The following is a 26455-nucleotide window of genomic DNA, read 5'->3' as shown; positions in this document are numbered from 1 at the left end:
GTGGCTCCCCCTGCTGGACTTGAACCAGCGACATATGGATTAACAGTCCACCGTTCTACCGACTGAACTAAGGGGGAATCGCAATTTTCGGTGTTTCTCCTCACCGCTGAGGTCGCTCCCTGTCAATCACAGTCCACATGATCTCAAGCCGACTGAACTGAGGGGGAATCGAGTGTCGAGTGTTTACCCTCTCTCCAGAGAAATTGGTTGCGGGGGCCGGATTTGAACCGACGACCTTCGGGTTATGAGCCCGACGAGCTACCAGGCTGCTCCACCCCGCGTCCGAATTGTCAGCGCTAACGACTCGTCGTTTCGTTACGCCAGTAGTGTGGCTCCCCTGTTGGAGTGAACGGGGGCGCCCAGCTCAGCGACATTTGTCGCGTCGCGGCAACAGAATCTGCACCGCGGCACTCTTTACGAGTTGAGCCAGTAGTGTGGCTCCCCCTGCTGGACTTGAACCAGCGACATATGGATTAACAGTCCACCGTTCTACCGACTGAACTAAGGGGGAATCGCAATTTTCGGTGTTTCTCCTCACCGCTGAGGTCGCTCCCTGTCAATCACAGTCCACATGATCTCAAGCCGACTGAACTGAGGGGGGGGTCGAGTGTCGAGTGTTTACCCTCTCTCCAGAGAAATTGGTTGCGGGGGCCGGATTTGAACCGACGACCTTCGGGTTATGAGCCCGACGAGCTACCAGGCTGCTCCACCCCGCGTCCGTTGCGCCCCAGGTTACGGCCGATGACCATTCCCTGAAAGCGGGGCGCATAATAAAACTCACCGCTGTCTGAGTCAACCAAAGAGGTGCAAAATTTTCGTATCCAACCACTGTTTGAGCACCAAGTAGCCAGGCGCGCTTTTTTTAGAAACAGAATTGAATAATCATGGGCTTAAATCTATACAGCCACCCGAGACAAGGATGAGAAGAGGCCCCGGCCACTCCTCGTCACTGACTGGTGCGCCATGCCGGTGGGCCTACGCCTCATACAAGGCAAAGGAACCGTATCCCACAACCCTTTCTTTATCACCGGCGGTATCACCGGAGTTCAGATACTCGACTCGACGAATCTGCATGCCGCGCTCTTTGGCCAGCAGCACTAGTCCATTGATGGCGCGGCAACCACAGGCTTGATCACCATGCAAGCCGCCATGGAGCGTTTCTATCTGCCGGCAGGTCAGCCCATCTTTGCTCCTGGCCTGATCGTAATCCAGGAAGTGGCTGAGATCGGAGCTGACCACTATCAGGGTCTCGTCCCCACCCCACACCCTTTTCAGCACCTTGGCTACCAGAGAGGCGGAGGCATCACCGACCACCAGAGGCACCAGTTTTGCCTTTTCGAAGCAGTGCTGAATAAAGGGCAGTTGCACCTCCAGCGAGTGCTCCCTGGCATGGGCATCCTGACGAATGGCAACACCGTTCATCTCGGCCAGGTGCCGGCAGCAAGCCACATCCAGCTCCAGGTCGCCCAACGGCGTGGCGAAGGCATCGGACTCCGGCAACGCCAACCCGTCAAAGGCGACTCGATGACTGGGGCCCAGCAAGATAACCCGGGTGATCCTGGCGGCGACCGCATCCAGCGACCCATAGAGATGACCCGCAACAGGCCCTGAGTACTGCAGGCCGGCGTGGGGGGCGATGATCGCCTTAGGCACCCCAAGGGCGAACGTAGGCTGAATCAGATCGTTGAGCTGCTGATTCAACACTACGGCATCGGCAGGATAAAAGCTTCCGGATACTGCAGCAGGTCGTACATTCATGACTCCCTCCTCTCTGTCTTAGAGGTATACTTTTAAGAGTATGTCAAAAAGGCGAAGTTTCCCCATGGGTGAACCACGCTCTACTCTTAACGGCGCACACCCCACCCTCTACTGGCACCGGCTTGAGGATGGGCGTGTCCAGTGCGATCTCTGCCCCCGCCACTGTCAGCTTAGGGAGGGCAAGCGAGGCGCCTGCTACATCAGAGCCAACGTTGATGACGCCATCGTTCTCACCAGCTATGGCCGTTCCAGCGGCTTCTGTATCGATCCCATAGAGAAAAAGCCGCTCAATCATTTCCTTCCCGGAACCTCAGTCCTCTCCTTCGGAACCGCTGGGTGTAACCTGAGTTGCGAATTCTGCCAAAACTGGCATATCAGCAAATCCCGACAGTGGGATACGCTGGCCGATGAGGCGACCCCTGAACAGCTGGCCCGGGCGGCGCAGCAACACCAGTGTGCCAGCGTAGCCTTCACCTACAACGATCCGGTGATCTTCATGGAGTACGCCGTCGATACCGCCCTGGCCTGCAAAGAGCTTGGTATCAAGTCTGTTGCCGTCACCGCTGGCTACATCGACCCCGCCCCCCGTGAGGCATTCTTCCGCCACATGGATGCCGCCAATGTCGATCTAAAGGGGTTCACCGAAGCCTTCTACCGTAAACTGTGCCACGGCCACCTTCAGGCGGTGCTCGACACGCTCCTCTATCTAAAACAGGAGACCTCGGTATGGTTTGAGATAACCAACCTGATCATACCCGGTGAAAACGACTCGCCGGCGGAGATCGCGTCGATGTGTCAATGGCTGGTCGACAATCTGGGCCCCGAGGTTCCGCTGCATTTCTCGGCCTTCCATCCGGACTTTCATATGATGGACAAGCCGCCCACGCCCAAGTCCACCCTGGTGCAAGCGCGCAAACTTGCCCTGGATGCCGGGCTTCACTATGTGTACACCGGCAATGTCTATGATCGGCAGGGCGACGCGACCCTCTGTCCCCAGTGCGGCGAGCTGTTGATTGGCCGCAACTGGTATCAACTGGAAGAATGGCACCTGGTTGACGGCCATTGTCCCCAGTGTCACCACCCCATACCCGGGGTGTTTCAGTCTGAGCCTGGCCACTTCGGTCGACAGCGGATTCCGGTGCGGATTCGCGACTGTGGCTAGCCTGGGTCTTCCCCGAAGGCCAGGGTGCCATAACGGGACCAACGCATCTCATCACTCCAGGTATGAGCAGACAGGCCCGCCTTTACTTTCAGGTGAGCCACAAACGCTTTCGGGTCGGACACCGTATCCCACACCGCCGGCAAAAAGGTCGCGTGGTGGCGGCCATAGTCCAGAGTCAGGCCATCGAGGCCCGGGTGCAACTGCGCCAGCAGTTCATCCTCACCCCGCGCCTCAATGGGCTCGGGCGGAGTCAGAACCGATATGGCTATGGCGGTGTGGTCCAGTTCCGACGGCGACAGAGGAGGAAAACGTCCATCTTCAAACGCGGCGGCCACCGCCATCTTCTCTACCGCCTGCCACAGAGGATAATGGGGTGCCAAGGTCCCCACGCAACCACGCAGCTCCTCGCCCTGATGCAGGGTAACAAAGCAGGCCAGGGGCTGATCCCATACCCCCGCCTCCTCTGGTTTGGCTAGCAGCTCGCCACGGCCCAGCCTCGCCGCGATAGCCGAACGCGCCAGTGACAGCAGGAGTCGTTGTTGTCGTGGGGAAATCTGTACCATGGCTCCTCCTTTCCCTCAGTATCGACTCAGACAGAGTAATCGGTCCAGCTGGGCTCCGCCATTCCACGCCGGCCCACGGGCGGGATCTGGCAACAAGGGTGCAACACGCCCATCCGAGAGGAAGAAACCAGCCACAGCGACGCCGGCGCGCCGTGGCCCACGCCAGCGCCCCGCGCCATGCCACTCCTTGCCGTCAAAGAGGTGGTTTTACCTCTTCTTTTTCCCGGGTTTTAGGCCATTGTCAGGCTATTCGCCATGTTGAGTTATTGTTACACTGGGTAAGAGTCCAATTCTAACAATACCTAAGGCAGCCCCTCTTTTATGGCCGAAACAAGCAGCCTCCCCATCACCGTGCTGTTGAGCATTGGATCGATTGGCGTGTCCCTGTATGTCACCTTGCAGCTCCTGTCACTCCAGTCACCCCCTGGCAAATGGCGCGAGCGACTGGCCTGCGTTGCCCTAGTGATGTTGGTGGCCGGTCATCAGCTGTGTTACGCCTTCACCCTGCCCAAGGCCGAGCTGGAGCTGCACAACACCATCATGAAGTGCCAAACTGCCCTGCTTCCCGGGATCCTGTTGAGCCTGTTTCTGCTGGTCGCCTACATCAGCAGACAGAGGCGGATGACGCCATGGGCACTGGGATTGGGCGCCGCCTGCCTCGGGCTGTTCCTGCTCAACATGCAGGGTTCCTTCTCCCTCAGAGTGGGTTCACAACTACTCTATGAACCAGCGCCGCTGCCTTGGGGGGAAACCGTCTACCTACTCAGGGGCACACCAGGGTTAGGAGCACTGCTGACCCTGGGCATCGCCCTGTCACTGGCGATATGGGGTGGGTTGCGGTGCCGCCGCATCGCTCTGGAGGGGCGCATCCGGACCGCCCAACACCTGAGTGTGGCGCTGGCGATCCCGCCCATTGTGATACTGGGCCAGTGGCTAGCGGATTCCGCCACCCTTTACTGGCTCGATGTGTCGGGGCTGGCCTGGTTCCTCACGGCCATGACGATGGCACAGATCATCCTGCGGGAAGGCGGTCCTCCCCACCCATCCGGTTCTGCCAAGGCGCAGCTGCCCTGTCTCGGCCTGCTGCCGGAGCAGCAGCAGTGGGAGATGGTGGTCGATCAGTCTCCCTCCTGCATCCAGGTGGTCAACCTCGATGGCAAGGTGGTGAAAACCAACCTCGCCAGTCGCCGCTTCTGGCAACGGGACCTTTGTGATGACCAACAGGGTTGCCTGTTGGACCTGCTGGATCTCAACGACCTGGACCTGGAGATCTACTTTGCCGATCTGCCCCAGGGGGAACACCGGGATATCGCCACCCTGGAGCTAAAGCGGGGTGAAGTGTATGCCGGCCTGACACCGGAGCAGAGCGCCTGGGTCCGTTTCCGGGCCTACCCCCTGAGAACCGCTGCAGGAGGTACCTTTGCCCTGGTCATCTACCACCAGGATGTCACCAGTGAATTTAACGCCGTCCTGGCCGTTGAGGGGATAGCCCGGGGGCTGTCCGGCGAGTGCGGCCTGCAGTTCTTCGACAACCTGGTTCTGGCCCTGGCCAACCTGTTCGATGCAAAGATGGCCTTCATCGGCCTGCAAGCGGAGAAGGGAAGCTGGAGCCGTATCACCACCTACTCCCTCTGCTCAGAGGGCCGTATCATTGATAACTTAAGTTATGATCTGGCCGACACCCCCTGTGCCAACGTCGTCGGCCGCCACACCTGCGTCTACGAGAACGACGTACAGAGGCTGTTTCCCCACGACCTTATACTGCAGGATCTGGGCATCGAGTCCTACATCGGCACGCCCATACAGGATCGGCAGAACCAGCCCATCGGCATCATGGTGGTAATGGACACGAAACCACTGATCCAGGTGCGGCAGGTGCAGGAGATTCTCGAAATCTTTGCCGCCCGCGCCGGTGCCGAGCTGCAACGGCAAGATGCCGAGCTGAAGATGCGGCAAATGGCCTATCAGGATTACCTGACCCGACTGCCCAACCGGGCCCTGCTCCACGAGCATTTGAGGGACAACCTGGAGCAGTGCCGGCTCAAAGGGGTGGGCGCCGCCATGTACCTGCTGGACCTGGACCACTTCAAGACCATCAACGACACCCTGGGGCACGATGTGGGCGACGAGGTGATTCGCGGGGTGGGTCGACGACTCAGAGAACACCTGGACGAGTCGATCTTCGTCGCCCGCATGGGCGGAGACGAGTTCGTGGTGGTGCACTGCTGTGAGCCGGATCAGGAGGAGGCCCAGGCACAGGCCATGGCCGACAGGCTGATTGCCCTGATGACCAAGCCGCTGCAGGTAGGCCATCGGCTGCTCAATGCCGGCTGCAGCATCGGCGTGGTGCTCTACCCCGAGGGTCTGCCCACCCCAAGACCAACCGAGCTGGACCTGTTGCGGTTCGCCGACATCGCCCTGTACCAGGCAAAGAGCAATGGCCGCCACCAGTATGTGATGTTCCGCGCTGAACTGCAGGAGAAGGTCAATGCGCGAATTCAGATTGAACGGGGCCTGCGCGACGCCTTAGAAGGAAACGGACTCGAGCTCCATTTCCAGCCCCAGGTCCGCAGCAACGGCGAGCTTGTTGGCGTGGAAGCCCTGCTTCGCTGGAAGCGCAAGGATGGCCGCCTCATCTCCCCCGACAGCTTTATCTCCGTGGCCGAGGAGACCGGCCTCATCCTCAGGCTGGGCAACTGGGTGTTCTCGGCGGTCTTCGCCCAGGCCGTACTCTGGCAACGTCAGGGGTGTTGTCCGAACCGGATCTCCATCAATGTCTCCGCTTGGCAGTTTGCCCAACGCGACTTTGTGGAACAGCTATTGACCCTCCAAGCCAACGCCGGAGTCGACAGCCATCGTTTCGTACTGGAACTGACCGAAACCGCCCTGTTGCAGGATCTCCCAGAGACCATCAGCAAACTCCAACAGATCCGGGGTGCCGGATTTCAGGTGTCACTGGACGACTTCGGCACCGGGTACTCCTCCCTGGCCTATCTCAAAGACCTGCCGCTGGACGAACTGAAGATCGACAAATCCTTCATCAATGAACTGGCTCAGGGCCACAGCCATCCCCTGCTGGAGTCGATGATCGCCATTGGCCAGCACATGCACCTGGGGGTGATCGCAGAGGGGATCGAAACCGAGCAGCAGAGGACTCTGTTGGAGCAGATGGGATGCCAGATCTTCCAGGGCTTCCTCTATGGGCGCCCCATGCCCGCCGACCAGTTGCGACAATGGCTGGCTGACGGCTCCGGCCGGATGCCGCCTGATGACGGAGACAGTTAGGGGAAGCCGCGCTTCCCCCTCTGTCTTTATCAGGCCTGGTTCGGCTGCTCAACCGGCGGTTTTAAAGGTTTTCGCCCCTTCATCTGGCTGACCCCCACCCCGATCATCACCAGGACGCAGGCCGCCAGTTGCACCAGAGTCATCCGCTCCCCAAGAATCAGATAGGCCAGCACCAGGGTAAACACCGGAATCAGGTTGACAAAGCTGGCAGCGCGGGTCACCGGCATGTGGGCAATGGCGTAGTTGTAGAGCAGGTAGGCCCCCAGGGTGACAAAGGCTCCCAGGAAGACAATGGCACCGATCCCCTGGCTGTTCCAGTGCCAGGAATTACCCTGGATCATTGCCAACGGCGTAAAAAAGATCAACCCGGCGAAGGACATCAGAGCCGTAAGGGTCAGGGCGGAGTAACGACCGCTCAGGTGCTTGAGACAGACGCTGCAGATGGCGGCGCAAAGCATGGCGCCGAACTCCAGGGCGTTGCCCAGCATGGGATCGGGGGCAGCATCGGAACCATGACCGTCGGTCCCCAGCAGCAGCACGCCACCGATGGCGATACTCAGTCCCATGACGGCGATCCGGCTCAAACGTTCCCTTAGAAAGACAAAGGCCACCACGGCGGTCAGCAGGGGCGCCAGGGAGGTGACCATGCCCGCCTGCCCGGCGCTGGTGTATTGCAGGGCCATCGCCTCCAGGATGAAGTAGAGGCAGGGTTCGGCCAACACCAGGATCAACAGCACCTTCCAGTCACCGCTGCGGTACTCAAAGCGCATGACCCGCTTCCACATCACCAGAAAACACAGGGTCGCCACCCACATCCGCCCGGCGATCACCGTCCAGGGGTCGTAGCTCACAAACGCCAGCTTCAGGGCAATAAAGCTGCTGGCCCACAGCATCATGGCAAACACCAGCGCACACTCGGCAACTCTTCCTTTCACGTACTCTCCACATTCACAACACGGACTGAACATAGGCCCAAATTTGCGCACATCTTAGTGATTCCCGGTGACATTTGCACGAGGATAAGTGACCAAGGACAGGGACACAGCGTTACCAATTCGACGCCAACGCATAACTAAGGATGGGAGTGGCTTTAAAATCCACCCATGCCGGACTGGCGACGCCTGTTCACTCAAAACCGCCATTTCCCCACCAGATCTCAAATACGTGAACGAGATAACAGTTTTCACCGACCTCTCGCCGGGGATGACAGCATCCCCGCTACCTGGCGGTTACATCTCACGCGTCTCCCGGGAAGGATGAACCCGCGCCAGCCGGTTCGGACCACTTTTTAGGCATGGCGACCAGAAAAGGTGCAATGTAAACGACTGAAAACGAAGCGAAGCCTCTCAAAAAACGATCACGGGTCGTCAACGAATCATCTTGTGTGAATAACCCCATTGCTCCTCAGTTGTTTATAACCTATCAATTACCGATAATAGGGGGCTAAGTGTAATCCGAGCCTCATTTCAATGTCAGAGTATCTGCTGCTACTGGTTGGCACCATTTTGGTGAACAACTTCGTTCTGGTGAAATTCCTCGGTCTGTGCCCCTTTATGGGGGTATCAGGCAAGGTGGAATCCGCCATCGGCATGTCCATGGCCACCACCTTCGTACTGACCCTTGCCTCCCTGTGCAGCTACCTGATCAACCAGTACCTGCTGCTCCCGTTTGGCCTGGTGTATCTGCGTACCCTGGCGTTCATCCTGGTGATTGCGGTGGTGGTGCAGTTCACCGAGATGGTGGTGCGCAAGACCAGCGCCTCCCTCTACCGGGTCCTGGGTATCTACCTGCCGCTGATCACCACCAACTGTGCGGTGCTGGGGGTCGCCCTGCTGAACGTACAGGAGCAGCACGACCTGTTTGGCTCGCTGATCTACGGTTTCGGAGCCGCCATCGGCTTCTCTCTGGTGTTGGTGTTGTTCTCCGCCATGCGCGAGCGACTGGCGGCCGCCGATGTTCCTGCGCCCTTCAAGGGCGCTTCCATTGCAATGATCACAGCCGGCTTGATGTCCCTGGCCTTCATGGGCTTTACCGGGCTGGTGAAATAGACGATGAGCAGTATAGTAATTGCCATTTTGGTTCTGGCCGGGCTTGCCCTGGTCTTCGGCGTCGCCCTGGGGTACGCCGCCATCCGCTTCAAGGTGGAGTCCGACCCTGTCGTTGAACAGATTGACGGCATCCTGCCACAAACCCAGTGTGGCCAATGTGGCTATCCGGGATGCCGCCCCTATGCCGAAGCCATCGCCTCGGGGCAGGCCCCCATTAACCGCTGCCCACCCGGGGGTGAAGCGGTGATTCATAAGCTGGCCGATCTGCTGGGCGTGGAGCCCGAGCCCCTGGAGGGGGGAGAGCAGGTTGAGCGGGTGGCTTACATTCGCGAAGCGGAGTGCATCGGCTGCACCAAGTGCATCCAGGCCTGTCCGGTGGACGCCATCGTGGGCACCGGCAAACAGATGCATACCGTCATTGCCAAAGATTGTACCGGCTGCGACCTGTGCGTGGCCCCCTGCCCCGTCGACTGCATCGACATGATCCCGGTGAAAACCACCAAACAAAACTGGAACTGGGATCTAAACCGCATCGCGGTCACCGAGGTGGAGTAAGCGAAGAATGATTCACACCCTGATTGAAGAGATCGACAGCGGCAAGCTCTGGGATTTTCCCGGAGGCATCCACCCGCCAGAAAATAAAGAGCTGTCCAACCAGACTCCCATTGACCTGCTACCACTGCCGGAGCGCTTCTATGTTCCCGTAAGCCAGCATATCGGCCAGCCCGGCAGCCTGCTGGTGAAGATTGGCGACCAGGTGAAGAGGGGACAGCCGCTGACCCAGCCGGAAGGCATGATGAGCCTGCCGGTGCACGCCCCCACCTCGGGCACCATCGAAGCCATCGGCCAGTGGGACTCGGCCCACCCCTCGGGACTGCCGGAACTCACCATCACCCTGCGTGCCGATGGTAAAGACGAATGGTGTCAGCGCCGGCCGATCAGCAGCCTGGAACAACTCAGTCGTGAGCAGATCCAGGACAAGATCCGCCTGGCCGGCATCGCCGGACTCGGCGGGGCCACCTTCCCCAGCCACATCAAACTCGCCCCCGCCAAGCCGGTGGAAGTGCTGCTGATCAACGCTGCCGAATGCGAACCCTACATCACCGCCGATGACACCCTGATGCGGGAGTTTGCCGCCGAGATTATCCAGGGGATCCGGGTACTGGATACCCTGTTGACCCCGAAACGCATTCTGTTCGGAATTGAGGACAACAAGCCCCAGGCAATCGCCGCCATCGAACAAGCGATCAGGAACAGCGGTTATGACGCCAACCACCTTCAGGTTCGGGTCATCCCCACCAAGTATCCCTCCGGCAGTGAGAAGCAGCTGATCCAGGTCCTCACCGGCCGCGAGGTCCCCAGCGGCAAGATCCCGGCCGAGCTTGGCATGGTGATGCAGAATGTGGGCTCGGTGTTTGCCATCAAGCGGGCCATCTTCAACGATGAACCCCTGATCGAACGAGTGGTCACCGTAACCGGTGAGCGCACCAAACAACCCGGCAACTACTGGGTGCGCCTCGGCACTCCCATCGATTGGTTACTGGAGCAGACCCGGTTCAAGCCACAGCTGTTTGGTCAGAAGGTGATCATGGGAGGGCCGATGATGGGCTTTACCCTGCCCAGCCTGAAAGCCCCGGTGATCAAATCCACCAACTGCCTGCTGTTGCCATCCAAAAAAGAGCTGCCGGGCAATGCTCGAGAACTTGCCTGCATCCGCTGCGGGGAGTGCGCCAAGGCCTGTCCCGCGCAGTTGCAACCTCAGGAGCTGTACTGGCATGCCCGCGCTCAGGAACTGGATAAGGCGCAGGCGCAGAACCTGTTGGACTGCATCGAGTGTGGTGCCTGTGCCTACGTCTGTCCGTCCGACATCCCGCTGGTACAGTACTACCGAATTGCCAAGTCCGCCATACGCCACGATCAACAGAAACAGCAGAAGGCGGAAGCGGCCAAAATTCGCTTCGAAGCGCGCCAGGCACGCCTGGAAGCGGAGAAGCAGGAGCGGGAGAACCGCCACAAGGCGGCCTCTGCCCGCCGCCGCTCCAGCGCGCCGACACCCGACAGTGATGCCGTCCAGGCCGCTCTGGCCCGCATAAAGAAAGCCAAACCCAGCGCCGAAGGAGAGCAGGACATGGCGGCCCTGCGTGCCCAACGTAAGGCCGAGGCCCGAGCCGCCAAGGCACAGAAGGCGGGAGAGGATCCGAAGAAGGCAGCGGTAGCCGCGGCAATCGCGCGCGCCAAAGCCAAGCAGGCCCAGGCCAAGGGCGACACCTCCGCCGACAACGGCGCCGCCCTCCCCGAGGACCGACGCAAGGCCGCGGTGGCCGCCGCCATCGCCAAGGCCAAAGCCAAGCTGGCCCAGGCCCAGGGTGACACCTCCGCCGACAACGGCGCCGACCCCACCGAGGACCGACGCAAGGCCGCGGTGGCCGCCGCCATCGCCAAGGCCAAAGCCAAGCAGGCCCAGGCCAAGGGTGACACCTCCGCCGACAACGGCGCCGACCCCACCGAGGACCGACGCAAGGCCGCGGTGGCCGCCGCCATCGCCAAGGCCAAAGCCAAGCAGGTCCAGGCCAAGGGTGACACCTCCGCCGACAACGAGCCTGCCCCCACCGAGGACCGACGCAAGGCCGCGGTGGCCGCCGCCATTGCCAAGGCCAAGGCCAAAGCCAAGCAGGCCGCAGAGAAGGATGACGCCTCTGCCGACAACGGCGCCGCTCCCACCGAGGCTGCCCCAGCGGCCGACGCCAATGCCCGCAAAGCGGCGGTGGCCAGGGCCATCGCCAAGGCGAAGGCCAAGCAGGCCGCGGCAAAAGAACACACGCAGCGAGACGCTGCCCAAAAAACGGACGATCAGTAAACGATGGCCTTTAAAATAGCCTCCTCTCCCCACGCCACCGTGCACACCAAGACCCATCAGGTGATGCAGCGGGTGGCCCTTTGCACCCTGCCTGGCGTTGCCGCCCAGTGGTATTTCTTCGGTTGGGGCAACCTGGTTCAGATCGCCCTCGCCATAGCCGTGGCGATATCGGTGGAGGCCCTGTTTATGGTGGCCAGAGGGCGACCGGTGACCAGTGCCATCGGCGATTACAGCGCAATGCTGACCGGCCTTCTGCTGGGGATCTGCATGCCCTCCCTCGCCCCCTGGTGGATCGTGGTGCTGGGCAGCCTGTTCGCCATCGCCGTTGCCAAACAGCTTTACGGCGGCCTGGGCCAAAACCTGTTTAATCCGGCCATGGTGGCCTACGTGGCCCTGCTCATCTCCTTCCCGGTCCAGATGACCGCCTGGATACCTCCTCAGGCACTGGCGGCTAATACGCTGGAGCTGGGCGACACCATCCGGATGATCTTCCTAGGCAGCAACAGCCTGGAGCTGTCCATCAGCCAGCTGACGGTGGGCATCGACGGCATCACCATGGCGACGCCGCTGGACACCCTGAAGACCGACCTGACCCTGGGCCTGACCGCAGGAGAGAGTTTTGCCAAGCCGATCTTCGCCGACCAGTTGGGCATCGGCTGGGCTTGGGTCAATGCCGGCTTCCTGCTGGGTGGTCTTATCATGCTCCAGCAAAAGCTGATCCGCTGGCACATCCCGGTTGCCGTCCTGCTGGCCCTGGGGCTGAGCGCCATCCTGGGCACCATGCTGTACCCTGATGGCACCGGTGGCTTGATGTTCCACTGGCTCTCCGGCGCCACCATGTTCGGCGCCTTCTTTATCGCCACCGATCCGGTCACCGCAGCCACCAGCCCCAGGGGCCGGCTGATCTTCGGCGCCGTTATCGGAGTGCTGGTGTACACCATCCGCAGCTTCGGTGGCTACCCCGATGCCTTCGCCTTTGCGGTACTGCTGGCCAACATGTGCGCACCGATGATCGACCACTACACCCGTCCTCGCACCTACGGACACGGGAGCCGCTGATGCTGAACTCGATGAAACGTAACGGCCTGGTCCTGGCCCTGTTTGGCATGGCTGCCACCGCCGTGGTTGCGGTGACCCACCAGTTGACCGAGGAGCGGATCTACGATCAACAACAGAAGCAGTTGTTGAAGACCCTGCACCAGATCCTGCCTGCCGATGAGTACGACATCCCTCTGCACCAGAGCTGCCACCTGGTCAGCAATGAGCAGTATCTGGGCACTGAGGCGCCACAACGCGCCTTCATCGCCCTGAAAGAGGGCCGCCCGGTCGGCCTAGCCCTGGAGACCACGGCCCCTGACGGCTACAACGGTGAGATTCACCTGATCGTCGGGGTAAACTGGAACGAGGAACTGCTCGGTGTGCGCACCCTGGATCATAAGGAGACCCCCGGACTGGGTGACGGCATTGACCTGCGCAAGTCCGACTGGGTGCAGGGCTTCGTCGGTTACCGCCTCATCGATGAGAAGGACAAGCGCATCAGCGTCAAGAAGGACGGCGGCGAGTTTGATCAGTTTACCGGCGCCACCATCACCCCTCGGGCATACACCAAGGCGGTGCGTCACACCCTGAACTACATACGCAGATTTAAGGAAGAGATCCCCTCTGCCCCATCGTGTGGAGAGAAGAGATGAGCCAACTGAAAGAGATTGCCTGGCAGGGCTTGTGGAAAAACAACCCCGGCTTGGTGCAGCTGCTGGGGCTGTGTCCGCTGCTGGCGGTGAGCAATACCCTGACCAACGCTCTGGGTCTGGGCCTGGCCACCATGGTGGTGCTGGTGGCTTCCAACGTGCTGGTCGCCGGCCTGCGCAAAGGCATTCCCGATGAGATCCGCATCCCTATCTATGTGATGATCATCGCTGCCCTGGTGACCTGTGTGCAGCTGCTGGTTAACGCCTACGCCTATGGCCTGTACCTGTCATTGGGGATCTTCCTACCGCTGATCGTGACCAACTGCGTCATCATCGGCCGGGCGGAGGCGTTTGCCTCCAAGAACTCCATGACTCATGCCGCTTTCGATGGTCTGATGATGTCCTCCGGATTCCTGCTGGTACTCTGCCTGCTCGGCGGCGTCCGGGAGCTCCTCGGTCAGGGCACCCTGTTTGACGGAGCGGAGTTGCTGCTGGGCAACTGGGCCACCGTGCTGCGCGTCGAGCTGTGGCAGGCCCAGAGCCCCTTTCTGCTGGCGCTGCTGCCTCCTGGGGCCTTTATCGCCATGGGACTGCTGATCGCCGCCAAAAACGCCAGCAACGACAGAGTAGAAGCGGCCTTCTCCCGGAAGAAGCAAGCCGTTAAGATCGAGCGTGCCCGGGTCACCAACTGACCCCGACGACGCGCAACAGACTGGGAACGCACGGTACAATGAACAAAGAGAAACGGTTGGAGATCCTGACCCGATTGAGGGACAACAATCCTCACCCCACCACCGAGCTGGAGTTCTCCACCCCCTATGAACTGCTGGTGGCGGTGGCACTGTCTGCCCAGGCCACCGATGTCAGCGTTAACAAGGCCACCCGCAATCTCTTCCCGGTGGCCAACACCCCCCGGGCGATGCTGTCACTGGGTGTCGATGGGGTGAAGGAGCACATCAAGACTATTGGCCTGTACAACACCAAGGCGGAGAACGTCATCAAGGCCGCACAGATCCTGGTAGACCGACATGGAGGCGAGGTACCTGAAGACCGGGGGGCGCTGGAAGCCCTGCCCGGTGTAGGCCGGAAAACCGCCAATGTGGTACTCAACACCGCTTTCGGTTGGCCCACCATCGCCGTCGATACCCACATCTACCGGGTGTCCAACCGCACCAAGTTTGCCATGGGCAAAAACGTCGACCAGGTGGAGCAGAAACTGCTGAAGGTGGTCCCCGCCGAGTTCAAGGTGGATGTGCACCACTGGCTAATCCTCCACGGACGCTACACCTGCCTGGCACGAAAACCCCGATGCGGCAGTTGCATCATCGAGGATCTGTGCGAGTTCAAAGAGAAGGTCTACCCAGACGATTAACCGCAAGCGGGGCCACACCCGGCTTTTTTGGTGGCCGGTCAGCAAATTCCTGATGAGTGACCACCTTCCGGGATTGGGGTCGCTACCCCGCCCGGATGCCGTGCATAAACCCTGTCCCCATCCCGATTCGGTTTACTGCTGCCATGGCGGTTGAAATTGGGTTGTGCCGCCCCCATCCCATAGCCAACGGTCCGCAGGGAGAGCCCTCTTGAACTACCCAATCCACGCCTATGATCAACACGGCAGCCTTAAGGCACCGGTGTGGCTGTACCTGTTGCTCGCCTTCCTGGGGCGCACCTGGCTGCTGCTGGCCATCGCCGCCGCCAGCCGGACCACTGGCGCGGATATCCTGACGCTGTTTTATCCGGATAACCACCACTTCTACCTCGGGCTCGCTGCCGGTCTGCCCGTGGTGATACTGCTGGTGTGCGGCCGCCTGAAGAGCGACCACCGCCCCATGCTGTCAGCCCTGTGGCGACACGGACGCTGGCTGCTGCTGGCCACCTGGCTGATGGATCTGAGCCTGCAGCTTTCCGGCATCCTCCATGCCCGGGGTCTCATCGGCCTGTATCAGAGCCTGCCCCTGTTGGCCAGCTTCTGGTTTGGCTGGTACCTTTTGAAAAGCCGCAGAATAAGCGACTACTTTGACGGTGCTCATGTCCTGAGTCATGGTGTCACCCGGGGTTAGCCCCCTTCAAAGCTTTTGTTTACAATGCCCCTTTCCACCTAGCGGATACACATATGGATATGCTGACAGACTCCCTGGCCGGAATCGGCCCCTTCTTTACCTACCTGGTGATTGGCCTGGCGCTTATCGCCCTGTTCAAGGTGATCTACTCCGCCCTCACTCCCTACGACGAGTGGGGCCTGGTGAAGCGTGAACAGAGCCAGGCGGCCGCCATCGCCATCGGCGGCGCCCTGGTGGGCTTCACCCTGGCCCTAGCCGCCGCCGCCGCCAACTCGGTCTCCCTGATCGATTACGCCCTGTGGGCCGGGGTGGCCCTGGTGGCCCAATTGCTGGCGTTCACCATGGTGCGCCTGGTGATCTTGCCGGGCCTGGTGGAGAAGATCGAACAAAACAACGTGGCCGCCGCCATCGTGCTGGCCGCCATCAACCTCTGCGTAGGCCTGCTCAACGCGGCCTGCATGAGCTACTAGGAGCCGATAGTGAAACGAAGCCGTTCCGTCCTATCCCCCAGGTTTAAGAAGCAGGCCGCCGCCCCAACGGCCGCGGCCGTCAGCGTCTCGCTTATCCTCTCCGGTTGCAGCCCTGCGCCCAAGCAGGAGACCGCCCGGGTCTACAAGACCGCCGAGGAGTGCATCCTGGTCAACCCGGACCAGGAGCAGCTGTGCCGCGACGTATTCGGCGAAGCCCAGGCGCTGGCCGAGGAGACCGCCCCCCGCTTTACCTCACTGTCCGACTGCGAAGCGGAGTTCGGCGCCGACCAGTGCATGGGCGGTGGCGATCTGGCCGGCTCCCTGGCCGACGGCGACCAGTACGCCGACAGCGGCGGTGGCGGCTGGTTTATGCCGATGATGTACGGCTACATGCTGGGCAACATGCTCAGCGGCTCCTCGCGCAAGTACCGCGCCGCCCCGGTCTACAGCTCCAAGAACGCCCGCTCGCCCATGTACGGCAAGCTGGTGACCGGCGCCGGTGACACCGTCGGCCGCGCAGGTGATCGTGTGGTGCGCACCTCCGCCTCCGCCTTCACCCCGCAAAAGGCCACCACGGTGACCCAGCGTGGCGGCTTCGGCAAGATGGCCAAGGTCAAATCCGCCCAGGCCCGCAACACTAGGAGCAGCTCAAGGAGTTGGGGCGGCTGATGCGGCGCGAACTGATTACTCCCCGCTCTCACTGGCAGAGCCAGGCGGAGAGCTACGGCTTTAACTTCCACACCCTGTATGGCGAACCCTACTGGGACGAGAGCCGCTACTACGCCTTCACCCTGGAGCAGATCGAGCGGGATCTGGAGGATCCCACCACCGAGCTGAACCAGATGTGCCTGGAGGTGGTGGACAAGGTGGTGGACAGCGAGGAGCTGATGACCAAGTTCGCCATTCCCCGGGAGCACTGGGAGATGGTGGCCCGCTCCTGGCGGCTGAAGGACCCGGCCCTGTATGCCCGCCTGGACCTGGCCTACGACGGCAACGGCCCCGCCAAGCTGCTGGAGAACAACGCCGACACCCCCACCAGCCTGTACGAGTCCGCCTTCTTCCAGTGGCTGTGGCTGGAGGACCGCCTCAAGGATGGCACCCTGGCCGCGGGCAGCGACCAGTTCAACAGCATCCAGGACAAACTGATCACCCGCTTCGCCGAGCTCAAGCGCAGCTGGCCGCCGGTGCCACTGCACTTCGCCTGCTGCCAGGACACCGACGAGGACCGGGGCACGGTGCAGTACCTGCAGGACTGCGCCGAAGAGGCGGGCCTGAAGGCCTACTTCACCTACATCGAGGAGATCGGCCTGACACCCCACGGCGGCTTTATCGACGGCCAGGACCGCCCCATCCACGCCGCCTTTAAGCTCTACCCCTGGGAGTTTATGCTGCGGGAGGAGTTTGGTCAGTACCTGGACAAGAGCCAGACCCGCTGGCTGGAGCCCGGCTGGAAATCGGTGCTCTCCAACAAGGCGCTGCTGCCGATGCTGTGGAAGCTGTTCCCCAACCACCCCAACCTGCTGCCCGCCTATTTCGCCGACGAGGTGCACCTGGCCGGTAAGAGCAAGCTGGTGGAGAAGCCGATCTACTCCCGCGAAGGCGCCAACGTGCGCATTCTCGAAGGGGGCCAGACGGTGGCGGACAGCGACGGCCCCTACGGCGAGGAGGGAGTGATCTACCAGGCGTTCCAGCCCCTGCCCCGCTTCGACAAGGATTACGCCCTGATCGGCTCCTGGCTGGTAGGAGATCAGGCCGCCGGCATCTCGGTCCGGGAAGATTCAAGCCTGATCACCCAGGATCTCTCCCGCTTCATACCCCATATCATCCTGCCGTAAATCAACAGCCCCTGAGAGTCACTCTCAGGGGCGTTCTTTTAGCCTTCTCATGGGCTAGCCGTCGGCTTCCGCAGTACAGATAAACCTCCTGATCGTACATACTTTGTTGAACTACCGGCTTTGTACCATGCTTACTGTCCAGAGACTAACAGCCACGGGGAGGTGAGCATGAAGTGGGCATTCATCGATTATGAAAATATTGGCAGACTGGATAAAGTGGACCTAGGATCACAGCACTACCCCTCCCCCATAGAATTGACGCTTATCCAAGTGCAGGAGATTCAGTCGAATAATCTGGATTTTCACCTGAGCTATTATCTGGGCAAGTTTGATGCCCTGGAGGCACCGGAGATCGCCTTTGATGTAATAAGTAATGACAACGGCTTTACCCCCTGGTCGCTCATATCCGCAGCAACGGCCGCCAATGCCACCAGGTCCGTGTGAGTACAGCCCCTTTAATCCGGACAAGATGTTGCAGCAGCTCACCTCAATCCCCAAGAATAAACGACCGAAAACCATAGCCACCCTGAAAAACCATATTGCTAGCCATATGAGAATTCAGGGAAATGATGTTGCCATTCAAAACCAGTTCCAGCAATTGATCGCTGACAATGTGATTCGTATCTCCGGAGACAACGTTCAATACAACTGAGTCCAACGCCAGAAACAACGAAGCCGCCCCTCAGGCGGCTTTGTTCGGTTCAGGTCTTCCTTAGAAGATAAAGGAAGCCAGTACCACGATCATGCCCAGGGAGCCGACCACGGCACCCAGGGCGAATTTCAGGTTAGTGTCCATCAACATCACTCCTTAGCTCAACAACGGTTGACACCAGCTTACGCCCCGTGGTGGGTGACTCAAGTGAGCTCAATCACATCTGTTATCTGGATCACACCGATAATCTTGTTCACTTTAATCGAAAAAATCTTCAGCTGCGCAGCACCACCGCGGTCGCCAGGGCGATGAAGATCAGGGCACTGGCGCGGTCGACCCACAGGGCATTGGACTTGAGCCAGCCCAGCAGACCAGTGCGGCCGATCCCCAGGGCCACGGCGGCGTACCACAGGGCATCGATGCCACCGGCGGTGGCCATCATCACCAGTTGGTCTCCCAGGGTCAGATCCTTCCGGACAAACTGGCTGAACAGCGCCAGGAAGAAGATCGCCAGCTTGGGGTTCAAAAAGGCCACCATAAAACCGCCGCCGAACCCGACAAAGCGACTCTTATGGGGCCTGGCCTCTTCGGTCTCGGCGGCAGGCTTTGCCCTTAGGATGTTGAACGCCATGTAGAGCAGAAATGCTGCCCCGGCGTATTGAAGTCCCTGAAACAGCCAGGGGGTCTGGCTGATCATCAGCCCCAACCCCATGGCCGTGAGCAGCGCGTACAGGGCCACACCCAGGCCGTGGCCAATGGCGGTGTTGAGACCGGTTGCCGTCCCCCTCTGCACGGTGTTATTGATCACCAGCGCCAGGCTGGGGCCGGGGCTGATGGCGCCCAACACGCAGATGGTGGCCAGGGGCAACCAGGTGGTAAAACTCATCGCTCTTTCCTATCTGAACTTCATTGACCCCAGCATAATTCCGCGAAAGGATGCCACAAAACGATCTCTACTCATTACCATCATTCCAAATACTCATGCCCTTTGCCACGTAGGCGCCAAGATGCCCCTCGAGCAGGGGCTGGGCAAGTTCACGGAACCATCGATGGGCAGGGTCCAGATCGAATCGTTGGTGCCACAACGTTCGGTATCCCTGCCTTGCCAGGGTAAAGGGCAAGGGTCGTACAGTCAGTGGGGCGCTTTCGGCAAGCTGAACCCCGATATGCAGTGGGGTGGTCAACAGTGCATCTGAGTGACACAGGATGCCCGCCGCCGCCTGAAAGAAGGGCACCTCCGCCCAGATCCGCCTCTGATGACCTAAGGTTGCCAGGTAGCAGTCTACCGGGGTGTCCTTATCCCCGCCCCCGCTCACCAGCAGGTGGCGACTGGCCAGGTAGCCCTCAAGGGTGAGTTCTCCCGTTGCCAGTGGATGATCCCGACGCATCACCACCGCCAATCCATCTTCTCCGCCGGGCCAATGACACAGGCTCGGCGGCACCTCCTCCGCCTCCAATATGGTGGAGACCAGGTCAACGGGCAGCTCCGCCAGCTGATGCAACTGCTCTCGCTGCCACAGCCGGTACTTGAGGGTGACCTTCGGTGCTTGCCGGGCCACTTCGGCGGCGATCAGCGGGTAGATGTACTGCGCCACATAATCCGAGGAGGCAAAGACGAAAGTACGCTGGCACCGGGCCGGCTCAAAGGCAGGTGGCTGATAGAGACCCTCCAGCTGCTTCATCATCTCGGGAAGACGTTGTTTGAGCTCCTCTGCCCTGGGGGTAAGCAGATAGCGCTGGCCATCACGGATCAGCAGTGGATCCTGAAAGTCGTCGCGCAGCTGCGCCAGGGTCTTGCTGATCGCCGACTGGGTCATATGCAGCGATTCCGCCACCCTGGTCAGGTTTGGCGTATGCAGGAGTGCATTTAACACTTTGAGCTGATTGAGGTTATGGCGCATAGGAGGTCCAAGCCGATAATCAAGCCCCTATGTTACGACATGAAAACCAAGGGCAAAACCTGGGCTTCAACGACGGGGGCCACGGTGATGACCCTAGCGGCGCACTGCGGCCGCTGCCAGCGCCAGGACGCCCGATAGGCTCACCGTCACACCCAGGTTCTGTCCCCAGGCCGTCAGGGCCAAACCGCCTCCCAGCATCATATAATAGGCCAGGCCAAACAGGGCGGCAGCGCTGCCGGCATTGGCGCTGTAGTGTCTCAGGGCGCGGCTGAGGATGTTAGGCAGAGCCGCACCAAATGCCAACACCACCAACATCATGGGCAACAGGAACCACAAACTGTGCTGCAGCACCACCAGCATCAGACCGGCCGTCAGCGCCAACATTGACGACCCGATCACCAGCTGTCGGTCTCCCACACCCGCCGTAACAAATCGACGATTAAGCAACGAGCCCAGGGCTGTCCCCAGGGCCAACACCACGCCACTGCGTCCGAAGACTTGGGGCTCCATGCCCATCTGCTGAAACAGAAACGGGGCAAGGGCGTAGTAGCCGAACACCATCAAGTTGAACAGAGACACCAGCAAGGCATCGCACCACAGGGCCCCATCCCTCGCCATGGCGCGGGCCAACCTTGTCAGCGAAACTCTTGCAGCGGCCCCTTCCAAGGTCTCAGGCAGCCCGGTGGCCGACAGCATTAACAGGATCAGCGACAGGGCTGCCAAGGCCCAGAACACCAGGGAGTAGTCTTCCAGGCTCACCAACAGGCTTCCCATGCCCAGACCGACGGCCGGCCCTAGGGCGATGGCACCGCCCATCAGGGAAAATACCCGAGCCAGCTCGGTGCCTCTGAAGCGATCCCTCAGTATGGTTTGGCTTACCACCGACCCGGCTGCGGCCCCAAAAGCGCTCAAACCCCGCGCCAGCAGCAACACCAGATAATCCGGGGCCAACAAGGCTAGCACCGCCCCCAGGGCGTAACAGCTCAAGCCAGCCAGCATGCTGGCGCGACGGCCGATGAGATCCGCGAATACTCCCCAGGCCAGTACCCCCAAGGCGAAGGCAATGAAGTACACCGACATGGTATGAGAGGCTTGGCTGGCACTGATGGCAAACCCCTCAGCAATGCCCGGCAACGCTGGACTGTAGATGGTCTCAACCACCAGGGGAAACATCATCAATGCCACCACCAGGCCGGTAGCGGGCCGTTTCAGAGTCATGGTCTTCTCTCCTTATCATCTTGGAGAGGGAAGACTATCGAAATCGCCGACTACCCATTACCAACATAAGAACATAAAATATCAACATTCGGACAATCCCTTTCCAGGCTCTCTTCCCATGGCCAAGATCGATGCAGACACGCCATTTGACCCCGACCTGACCGAGGCACCCTGTATCGGCATCTGCCTGGAGGTGGCGAAGCACGACTCCGGCGTGCATCAGCACAAACGGGCCCAGTTGCTGTTTGCCGCCCATGGCTGTATGCGCATCTCCCTGAAAGACAGCCATACCGTCCTGCCGCCCGGGTATGCCGCCTGGATTCCAGCAGGCGTGTCACACCGCGCCCGGATGAGCAACGTGGTCCAATACCGTTCGCTCTACTTTGAGCCAGTCACCCTCCCCAGTCGGTTCGGCTCCTGCCGAGTTATTCGACTGAATCCGCTGCTCCAGGCGCTGGCCGAAAGAATGGCGCACTGGGAGTGGGCAATGCCGCCGCCACAACAAGAGAAGATCCTGGCGCTGTTCTGGGAGGAGTTGGCGCAGGCGCAGGAAGAAACCTTTACCGTTCAGCTGCCCAGGGACCACAGGCTGGCGGGGTGGTTAACCCAGATCAGTGAGGGGGTGCTGATACCCGGACCGCTGAACCATCTGGTGAAGCGCGTTGGCGCCAGTGAAAAAACCATCAGCCGTATTTTCAGCCGAGATACAGGCCTTCCCTATCAGGCTTGGCGTCAGAGGTGGCGAGCCCTAAAGGCAATTGAGCTGCTGTCCACAGGTAGTACCCTCAGTGAGATCGCCTGCCAACTTGAGTTTTCCAGTGACAGCGCATTTATCGCCTTCTTCAGGCAACAGCTGGGTACTACGCCGAAGCGCTATTTGCCCAGCGGGCGCACCTAAATCTAAACCCCTTTTGGCCCACAGGCAGAGGATAACGGCAGGCTCAAAGCAGGCTGAAGATTATTGACCTGTGGGTACCTGGCGGTAGCCAAACACCAGGCCCCGGCTGTCAACATCGAGATCCAGAGCCAGGCGTGCATCCATCTCCGCGTAGGGAACCAGCTCGGCGGCCGCCTCAGGACTCATGACCGTCAGCAGGCTGAACACCGGCTCGATGGCACGACGATAATCGATCACCACCGAGAACAGACCATTGGCGGTAGGGGCTTGGCCGGCCAGCCTCTGTGCCGCAGCTTCAGACTGGGTTCCAACGTAGATCATCAGGTGCTCACCGGCGATCTCCGCGGTCATGATCTGGGGCAGAGGTTCCCCCATGATCTGGTCCATCTGCTTCTTTTCCCCGGGCTTGATGTTCAGTTCGGCCAGGGGCGGCAGCAGGGTGGATCCGGTGGCGATGATCTTGCCGGGATCCTTGGCGGTAAAGCTGACTAGCATATCCACGCTCTCGAGCATCTGTGCGCCCTGCCCCCGCTGATTCAACACATAGTCGAACACACTCAGGCTGATCCCCTGGACACCATCGGTAAAACCGGCAAACAGGCCCAGGGCTTCCGGCGGCATCATCTTCAGTTCATCCTGGATCTCTCCCAGGGCCTGGCATTGATACTCCTGCTCCAGCCACTGGTCACGGACGGTGGTCAGGCTCTGCTGCAGGGTGTCGGCGTTGATGCCCATGGCGATGCTCAGCAAGGGGCCTTCCAGGCCCCGCCCCAGATCCGGCAGGAAGCCGCGCATCTGTGCCAGCGCGTCGACAATCACACCATTGTATGACTCGACCACCATCTGCCCCTCGATGGCCAGCTTGCCATTCTCCAGGCGGTAGTCGTTTTCAAAAGAGGTACGGGGCCAGTTGCCGGCGATGGCCGACCATTCGCTCAGGCACTCGGGATTGCGGAAAGAGGCGACCTCTGAGGGATTGTCGATAAGCTTGGTCATCTGGCGGGCGAACTCGTTGCCATCCTCGCTGAACAGCCCGGTCACCAGCTGCCGGTGACTGATAAAGCCCAGGTTGTCACTGGAGAAGCCGTTGCGCTGCTTGATTTGAGCCACCTCTTTGCTGTCCGCCAGGGACTTGGCCGGATGAGTCACGCCCAGAGCCTGCTTGATCTGTTGTTCAGCCAGAAACGGCGCTCCCAGGGTCAGGGTCAACTCGCCCTGGTGGTGGGCAACCCACAACTCGACCACCTCTCCGTTCCCCTCCAGATCCAGAGGGTAGACCCGTGCCTGCCTCTCACCCAGGGTGCGCATCTCATGGCGCTGACCGCTTTGCGCCTCGAAACGGTCCAGGGTGGCAAACAGCCGGTCGGGGTGAGCCAGGCTGGACTTGAGCACCGGTATCATGCCGATAAAGTAGCTGTAGCCGGTGATATCGTCGGCAAGCCCATAGTCGTTCAGGAAGCGATCGGCATCGTCCGCCGTCTCGGCATAGTGGAGAAACCAGGTCATCAGGAAACGCTGCGACGGCGCCGTGGTCTCCTCCAGCTCCCGCTTTAACTGGGCCAGCTCCCGCTCACTCAGAACCGGTGAGAAGAACTGCTCCAGTTGCGCCCGCAGTGGGTAGGGCGTGACCTGGGCGGCGAAGAATACGGTGTCCACGGGAACTTGAGCCAGCATGCTGGACTCACCGGTTCGGATCTGATTGATGTAAACCCCTCCGGCGATGACCGCTGCGGCGATCACGGACAGACCCAGTTTCTTCATCATCATCTTCCTTGTTGTTCAAATTTAAGCTGACACCAATTAGAACAATACCTTAGCCAGTTGTCACCGAATATATACGTCACCGGAGACCTGACACCCCATGTGGATGAGCTGTCCCAGTGGAAAACAGGTCGCCCGGGACACGCCTGTCTCTTGGCGCCTGATACAGAAAGGGCCGCATCTGCGGCCCTTTCACTCCAAGGAAGCTGACTTACTGCAGCTTGAATTGACCCACGATCGACTTCAACTGGCTGTTGGCGGCAGACAAGTTGCTGGTCTCGGTCTCTGTAGCATGACCGTTGGCGGACAACTCCCCCACAATCTCGCGGATGGTGGTGATGTTCCGGCTGATCTCCGTGGCTACCGAGCTCTGCTCCTCAGCGGCGGTGGCGATGTGGGTGTTGAGATCGTTGATCTTCGTTACCGACTGGACAATGTCATCCAGGTCATTGGACACCTCACTGGCACCTGCAGCGGTCTGTTCACAGCTGCTCTTGGTCACGCTCATCGCTTCGATGGCCGCCCCCGTACCCTGATGCAACTTGCCCAGGGTGGCTTCAATCTCGGCGGTGCTACTTTGAGTCCTGGCCGCCAGGGCTCGCACCTCATCGGCCACCACCGCAAAGCCACGGCCCTGCTCGCCCGCACGAGCCGCTTCGATGGCGGCGTTGAGAGCCAGCAGGTTGGTCTGATCGGCAATCTCCCCAATGACCTTCAGCACCGAAGTGATGTCATCGGTGTCCTTACCGATGCTGGTGATATTGTCAGAGGTGGTGTCCACATCACTGACCAGTTGAGAGACGGTTTGAGTGGCAGAGGTAACAATCGCCTTGGAGTCGTGGACCTTACTGTTGGTTTCGGTGGTAAAACGGGACGCTTCGGCCGCATTACGAGCCACATCATTAGCGGTAGCGCTCATCTCCTCGATGGCTGCCACAATCTGCTCCGTTTCTGTGGTGTGAGTCTTGAGCACGCCATTATTGGACTGTGCCTGGGCTTGCACCAACTCCACCGAACGACTGATGTGCTCCGAAGCCGCGGACACCTCCAGCATCATGGTTTGCAGATTGCCGATGAAACGGTTGATGCCATCCGCGATCTGCGCCAGGTTGTCGTTGCCGCTAACCGGCAGCCTGCGAGTCAGGTCGCCGTTGCCCTGGGACAGATCGGTAACCATATTATTCAGCGATATAATGGGCCGGAACAGCACATTGAGGATGGCCAGTGCCAGACCGACACCGATGGCCAGCAGCACAGCAGACAGGATCAGCGCATCCCACAGCGCCTGCTCCAGAGAAGCGTAGGCCACCGACTTGTCCACGCCGACGAACAGATACCAGCTCTTGCCGTTCACCAGGGGGATCGCTTTGGTAAAGGCCAGCTTTTCTACGCCATCCAGAACGTAAGCCGTGCTGTTTTCCTCCTTGGCCAACATGGCCTCCTGTACCACGCCCATACCCACATCGCCAAAGTAGGTGCCTTCAGTCAGCATTGGTGAGTTGGAGGCCAATGCCTTGCCATGTTGATCCATGATGGCAGTGACCGCTCCCGGAAAATCAACACTCTTCACGGTTTTTTGAAGAACACTCAGTTCGATGTCCCCCAGAATGACGCCATCAGCGACACTCCTCACAACACCCACCAGGAGTTTACCGCTGCTGGCGCCCACATAAGGGTCGGTAATGTCCAGGCCCCCAGACGCCTTGGCCTGCTGATACCATGGCCGACGGCGAGGGTCATAGCTGGCCGCATCGGCGATACCCTCGGCCCAGTAGCCCCCTTGGATAGTGGAAAACGCCCGACCATCCTCCAATCCAATCAGGACCTGATCTATGCCGCTGGCACTGCGCATCATATGCACTTCCGCAACGTACTGACGGGGAGTGAGACCTGGCTGGTAGTGCTCTGCCATGGCAGAGATGGCGCTCTTTTTAGCGGCAAACCAGGTCTCAATATTCAGGGCCTCGTAGTGAACCGTGGCCATGGATTGCCTGTTGACGCTGTCGATCACGCTGGCTCTCAGGTTTAGGTAGGAGAGCCAGTTGGCGGCCACCAGACTCAGGGTCACCAACAACACCACCGACAGGATGATGGAACGCTTAAAGCCCAAAGATTTCACATTTACACTCTTGCTCTTTGCATCAACGAGGTTCATCCGAACCCCAGAAAAAGGGAGCGAGAGTGTAGCTCATTCCTTTTTTTTCAGCCAGTTAGAGGGAGCTCTCAAATGTGCCACATTCATCTGACACTCGATTAATGTGATGCTGCTCTCAGGTGGGCAAACCGACAGTCCAACTCT

The 26455-nt window shown here is 60.1% G+C and carries 24 protein-coding genes and 4 tRNA genes; 15 read left to right on the top strand and 13 right to left on the bottom strand.

Annotation, left to right across the window (positions count from 1 at the left end; translation table 11 throughout):
• Position 1: 1 nt before the first annotated feature.
• From FCL40_RS12755 to amrB, 5 genes are all read right to left on the bottom strand, one after another.
• Positions 2-77, bottom strand: a tRNA-Asn gene (locus tag FCL40_RS12755).
• 127 nt (positions 78-204) lie between these two features.
• A tRNA-Met gene (locus FCL40_RS12750) sits at positions 205-281 on the bottom strand.
• 154 nt (positions 282-435) lie between these two features.
• A tRNA-Asn gene (locus tag FCL40_RS12745) sits at positions 436-511 on the bottom strand.
• A gap of 128 nt (positions 512-639) precedes the next feature.
• Positions 640-716, bottom strand: a tRNA-Met gene (locus tag FCL40_RS12740).
• A 259-nt stretch (positions 717-975) separates the two neighbouring features.
• Positions 976-1758, bottom strand: a complete 783-nt coding sequence (amrB, locus tag FCL40_RS12735) for an AmmeMemoRadiSam system protein B (protein WP_136853676.1) — start codon at positions 1756-1758, stop codon at positions 976-978.
• Positions 1759-1822: 64 nt separating this feature from the next.
• Between amrB and amrS the strand changes: the two genes are divergently transcribed.
• A complete protein-coding gene (gene amrS, locus FCL40_RS12730; protein ID WP_136853675.1) occupies positions 1823-2920 on the top strand; it encodes an AmmeMemoRadiSam system radical SAM enzyme in 1098 nt (365 codons plus the stop codon).
• Here amrS and amrA read toward each other — a convergent pair.
• The gene (gene amrA / locus FCL40_RS12725) at positions 2917-3483 is read right to left on the bottom strand and encodes an AmmeMemoRadiSam system protein A (protein ID WP_136853674.1); all 567 of its coding nucleotides are present in this window, start codon (positions 3481-3483) and stop codon (positions 2917-2919) included. The two genes, amrS and amrA, sit on opposite strands and share 4 nt — an antisense overlap.
• A gap of 321 nt (positions 3484-3804) precedes the next feature.
• Here amrA and FCL40_RS12720 point away from each other — a divergent pair, with 321 nt between their 5' ends.
• Positions 3805-6768 carry a putative bifunctional diguanylate cyclase/phosphodiesterase gene (locus tag FCL40_RS12720; RefSeq protein ID WP_136853673.1) on the top strand — a complete coding sequence of 988 codons (2964 nt, stop codon included), beginning with the start codon at positions 3805-3807 and terminating at the stop codon, positions 6766-6768.
• Positions 6769-6797: 29 nt separating this feature from the next.
• Here FCL40_RS12720 and FCL40_RS12715 read toward each other — a convergent pair whose 3' ends face one another.
• A complete protein-coding gene (locus tag FCL40_RS12715; RefSeq protein WP_205729137.1) occupies positions 6798-7703 on the bottom strand; it encodes a DMT family transporter in 906 nt (301 codons plus the stop codon).
• A 534-nt stretch (positions 7704-8237) separates the two neighbouring features.
• On the opposite strand from FCL40_RS12715, the gene rsxA reads away from it, so the two are divergent.
• The 12 genes from rsxA (at position 8238) to FCL40_RS18780 (ending at position 18170) form a co-directional block, all read left to right on the top strand.
• Positions 8238-8816 (top strand): electron transport complex subunit RsxA, encoded by a 579-nt coding sequence (rsxA, locus tag FCL40_RS12710; protein ID WP_136853672.1) that lies wholly within the window; start codon positions 8238-8240, stop codon positions 8814-8816.
• Between the two features lie 3 nt (positions 8817-8819).
• Positions 8820-9371, top strand: coding sequence for an electron transport complex subunit RsxB (gene rsxB / locus FCL40_RS12705; protein ID WP_136853671.1), 552 nt, complete (start codon positions 8820-8822; stop codon positions 9369-9371).
• Positions 9372-9378: 7 nt separating this feature from the next.
• Positions 9379-11673, top strand: a complete 2295-nt coding sequence (gene rsxC, locus FCL40_RS12700) for an electron transport complex subunit RsxC (protein ID WP_267873510.1) — start codon at positions 9379-9381, stop codon at positions 11671-11673.
• A 3-nt stretch (positions 11674-11676) separates the two neighbouring features.
• On the top strand, positions 11677-12732 hold the full coding sequence (gene rsxD, locus FCL40_RS12695) for an electron transport complex subunit RsxD (protein WP_136853670.1): 1056 nt from the start codon (positions 11677-11679) through the stop codon (positions 12730-12732).
• Positions 12732-13364, top strand: a complete 633-nt coding sequence (gene rsxG / locus FCL40_RS12690; RefSeq protein ID WP_136853669.1) for an electron transport complex subunit RsxG — start codon at positions 12732-12734, stop codon at positions 13362-13364. Before rsxD ends, rsxG begins: the two co-directional genes overlap by 1 nt.
• Complete coding sequence (locus FCL40_RS12685) at positions 13361-14053, top strand: electron transport complex subunit E (protein ID WP_136853668.1); 693 nt, start codon at positions 13361-13363, stop codon at positions 14051-14053. The genes rsxG and FCL40_RS12685 overlap by 4 nt, the downstream gene beginning before the upstream one ends.
• A gap of 38 nt (positions 14054-14091) precedes the next feature.
• Complete coding sequence (gene nth / locus FCL40_RS12680; RefSeq protein WP_136853667.1) at positions 14092-14733, top strand: endonuclease III; 642 nt, start codon at positions 14092-14094, stop codon at positions 14731-14733.
• 208 nt (positions 14734-14941) lie between these two features.
• On the top strand, positions 14942-15421 hold the full coding sequence (locus FCL40_RS12675; protein WP_169307113.1) for a DUF2919 domain-containing protein: 480 nt from the start codon (positions 14942-14944) through the stop codon (positions 15419-15421).
• 53 nt (positions 15422-15474) lie between these two features.
• Positions 15475-15891 carry a DUF350 domain-containing protein gene (locus tag FCL40_RS12670; RefSeq protein WP_136853665.1) on the top strand — a complete coding sequence of 139 codons (417 nt, stop codon included), beginning with the start codon at positions 15475-15477 and terminating at the stop codon, positions 15889-15891.
• Between the two features lie 9 nt (positions 15892-15900).
• On the top strand, positions 15901-16560 hold the full coding sequence (locus FCL40_RS12665; protein ID WP_169307112.1) for a DUF1190 domain-containing protein: 660 nt from the start codon (positions 15901-15903) through the stop codon (positions 16558-16560).
• Positions 16560-17726, top strand: coding sequence for a glutathionylspermidine synthase family protein (locus FCL40_RS12660; protein WP_136853663.1), 1167 nt, complete (start codon positions 16560-16562; stop codon positions 17724-17726). Before FCL40_RS12665 ends, FCL40_RS12660 begins: the two co-directional genes overlap by 1 nt.
• Before the next feature lie 168 nt (positions 17727-17894).
• The gene (locus FCL40_RS18780) at positions 17895-18170 is read left to right on the top strand and encodes a PIN domain-containing protein (protein ID WP_229360329.1); all 276 of its coding nucleotides are present in this window, start codon (positions 17895-17897) and stop codon (positions 18168-18170) included.
• Positions 18171-18438: 268 nt separating this feature from the next.
• On the opposite strand, the gene cydH is transcribed toward FCL40_RS18780, so the two are convergent.
• From cydH to FCL40_RS12635, 4 genes are all read right to left on the bottom strand, one after another.
• Positions 18439-18528 carry a cytochrome bd-I oxidase subunit CydH gene (gene cydH, locus FCL40_RS12650; RefSeq protein ID WP_136853662.1) on the bottom strand — a complete coding sequence of 30 codons (90 nt, stop codon included), beginning with the start codon at positions 18526-18528 and terminating at the stop codon, positions 18439-18441.
• Between the two features lie 124 nt (positions 18529-18652).
• Positions 18653-19264, bottom strand: coding sequence for a LysE family translocator (locus FCL40_RS12645; RefSeq protein WP_136853661.1), 612 nt, complete (start codon positions 19262-19264; stop codon positions 18653-18655).
• 67 nt (positions 19265-19331) lie between these two features.
• Positions 19332-20279 (bottom strand): LysR family transcriptional regulator, encoded by a 948-nt coding sequence (locus tag FCL40_RS12640; RefSeq protein ID WP_136853660.1) that lies wholly within the window; start codon positions 20277-20279, stop codon positions 19332-19334.
• 93 nt (positions 20280-20372) lie between these two features.
• Complete coding sequence (locus FCL40_RS12635) at positions 20373-21497, bottom strand: MFS transporter (protein WP_136853659.1); 1125 nt, start codon at positions 21495-21497, stop codon at positions 20373-20375.
• A gap of 118 nt (positions 21498-21615) precedes the next feature.
• Here FCL40_RS12635 and FCL40_RS12630 point away from each other — a divergent pair, with 118 nt between their 5' ends.
• Entirely contained in the window at positions 21616-22395 is a 780-nt protein-coding gene (locus FCL40_RS12630; RefSeq protein ID WP_136853658.1) for an AraC family transcriptional regulator, read from the top strand.
• A 60-nt stretch (positions 22396-22455) separates the two neighbouring features.
• Here FCL40_RS12630 and FCL40_RS12625 read toward each other — a convergent pair whose 3' ends face one another.
• Both FCL40_RS12625 and FCL40_RS12620 read right to left on the bottom strand, forming a co-directional pair.
• On the bottom strand, positions 22456-24156 hold the full coding sequence (locus tag FCL40_RS12625; RefSeq protein ID WP_136853657.1) for a hypothetical protein: 1701 nt from the start codon (positions 24154-24156) through the stop codon (positions 22456-22458).
• 211 nt (positions 24157-24367) lie between these two features.
• A complete protein-coding gene (locus FCL40_RS12620; RefSeq protein WP_324614082.1) occupies positions 24368-26275 on the bottom strand; it encodes a methyl-accepting chemotaxis protein in 1908 nt (635 codons plus the stop codon).
• Positions 26276-26455: the final 180 nt, after the last annotated feature.

The organism is Ferrimonas sediminicola (assembly GCF_005116715.1).
GTDB classification, from domain to species: domain Bacteria; phylum Pseudomonadota; class Gammaproteobacteria; order Enterobacterales; family Shewanellaceae; genus Ferrimonas; species Ferrimonas sediminicola.
The sequence above is the reverse complement of the archived record's forward strand: the minus strand, read 5'-3'. Positions and strand labels throughout refer to the sequence as shown.

What these genes read in the sequence shown, in the direction of transcription:
- FCL40_RS12645 (WP_136853661.1), bottom strand. Translation starts at nt 19,264, where the DNA reads ATGAGTTTTACCACCTGGTTGCCCCTGGCCACCATCTGCGTGTTGGGC.
- FCL40_RS12660 (WP_136853663.1), top strand. Translation starts at nt 16,560, where the DNA reads ATGCGGCGCGAACTGATTACTCCCCGCTCTCACTGGCAGAGCCAGGCG.
- nth (WP_136853667.1), top strand. Translation starts at nt 14,092, where the DNA reads ATGAACAAAGAGAAACGGTTGGAGATCCTGACCCGATTGAGGGACAAC.
- rsxG (WP_136853669.1), top strand. Translation starts at nt 12,732, where the DNA reads ATGCTGAACTCGATGAAACGTAACGGCCTGGTCCTGGCCCTGTTTGGC.
- rsxA (WP_136853672.1), top strand. Translation starts at nt 8,238, where the DNA reads ATGTCAGAGTATCTGCTGCTACTGGTTGGCACCATTTTGGTGAACAAC.
- FCL40_RS12630 (WP_136853658.1), top strand. Translation starts at nt 21,616, where the DNA reads ATGGCCAAGATCGATGCAGACACGCCATTTGACCCCGACCTGACCGAG.
- rsxB (WP_136853671.1), top strand. Translation starts at nt 8,820, where the DNA reads ATGAGCAGTATAGTAATTGCCATTTTGGTTCTGGCCGGGCTTGCCCTG.
- cydH (WP_136853662.1), bottom strand. Translation starts at nt 18,528, where the DNA reads ATGTTGATGGACACTAACCTGAAATTCGCCCTGGGTGCCGTGGTCGGC.
- FCL40_RS12635 (WP_136853659.1), bottom strand. Translation starts at nt 21,497, where the DNA reads ATGACTCTGAAACGGCCCGCTACCGGCCTGGTGGTGGCATTGATGATG.
- amrA (WP_136853674.1), bottom strand. Translation starts at nt 3,483, where the DNA reads ATGGTACAGATTTCCCCACGACAACAACGACTCCTGCTGTCACTGGCG.
- rsxD (WP_136853670.1), top strand. Translation starts at nt 11,677, where the DNA reads ATGGCCTTTAAAATAGCCTCCTCTCCCCACGCCACCGTGCACACCAAG.
- FCL40_RS12670 (WP_136853665.1), top strand. Translation starts at nt 15,475, where the DNA reads ATGGATATGCTGACAGACTCCCTGGCCGGAATCGGCCCCTTCTTTACC.
- FCL40_RS12640 (WP_136853660.1), bottom strand. Translation starts at nt 20,279, where the DNA reads ATGCGCCATAACCTCAATCAGCTCAAAGTGTTAAATGCACTCCTGCAT.
- amrS (WP_136853675.1), top strand. Translation starts at nt 1,823, where the DNA reads ATGGGTGAACCACGCTCTACTCTTAACGGCGCACACCCCACCCTCTAC.
- rsxC (WP_267873510.1), top strand. Translation starts at nt 9,379, where the DNA reads ATGATTCACACCCTGATTGAAGAGATCGACAGCGGCAAGCTCTGGGAT.
- FCL40_RS12720 (WP_136853673.1), top strand. Translation starts at nt 3,805, where the DNA reads ATGGCCGAAACAAGCAGCCTCCCCATCACCGTGCTGTTGAGCATTGGA.
- FCL40_RS12685 (WP_136853668.1), top strand. Translation starts at nt 13,361, where the DNA reads ATGAGCCAACTGAAAGAGATTGCCTGGCAGGGCTTGTGGAAAAACAAC.
- FCL40_RS18780 (WP_229360329.1), top strand. Translation starts at nt 17,895, where the DNA reads ATGAAGTGGGCATTCATCGATTATGAAAATATTGGCAGACTGGATAAA.
- FCL40_RS12625 (WP_136853657.1), bottom strand. Translation starts at nt 24,156, where the DNA reads ATGAAGAAACTGGGTCTGTCCGTGATCGCCGCAGCGGTCATCGCCGGA.
- amrB (WP_136853676.1), bottom strand. Translation starts at nt 1,758, where the DNA reads ATGAATGTACGACCTGCTGCAGTATCCGGAAGCTTTTATCCTGCCGAT.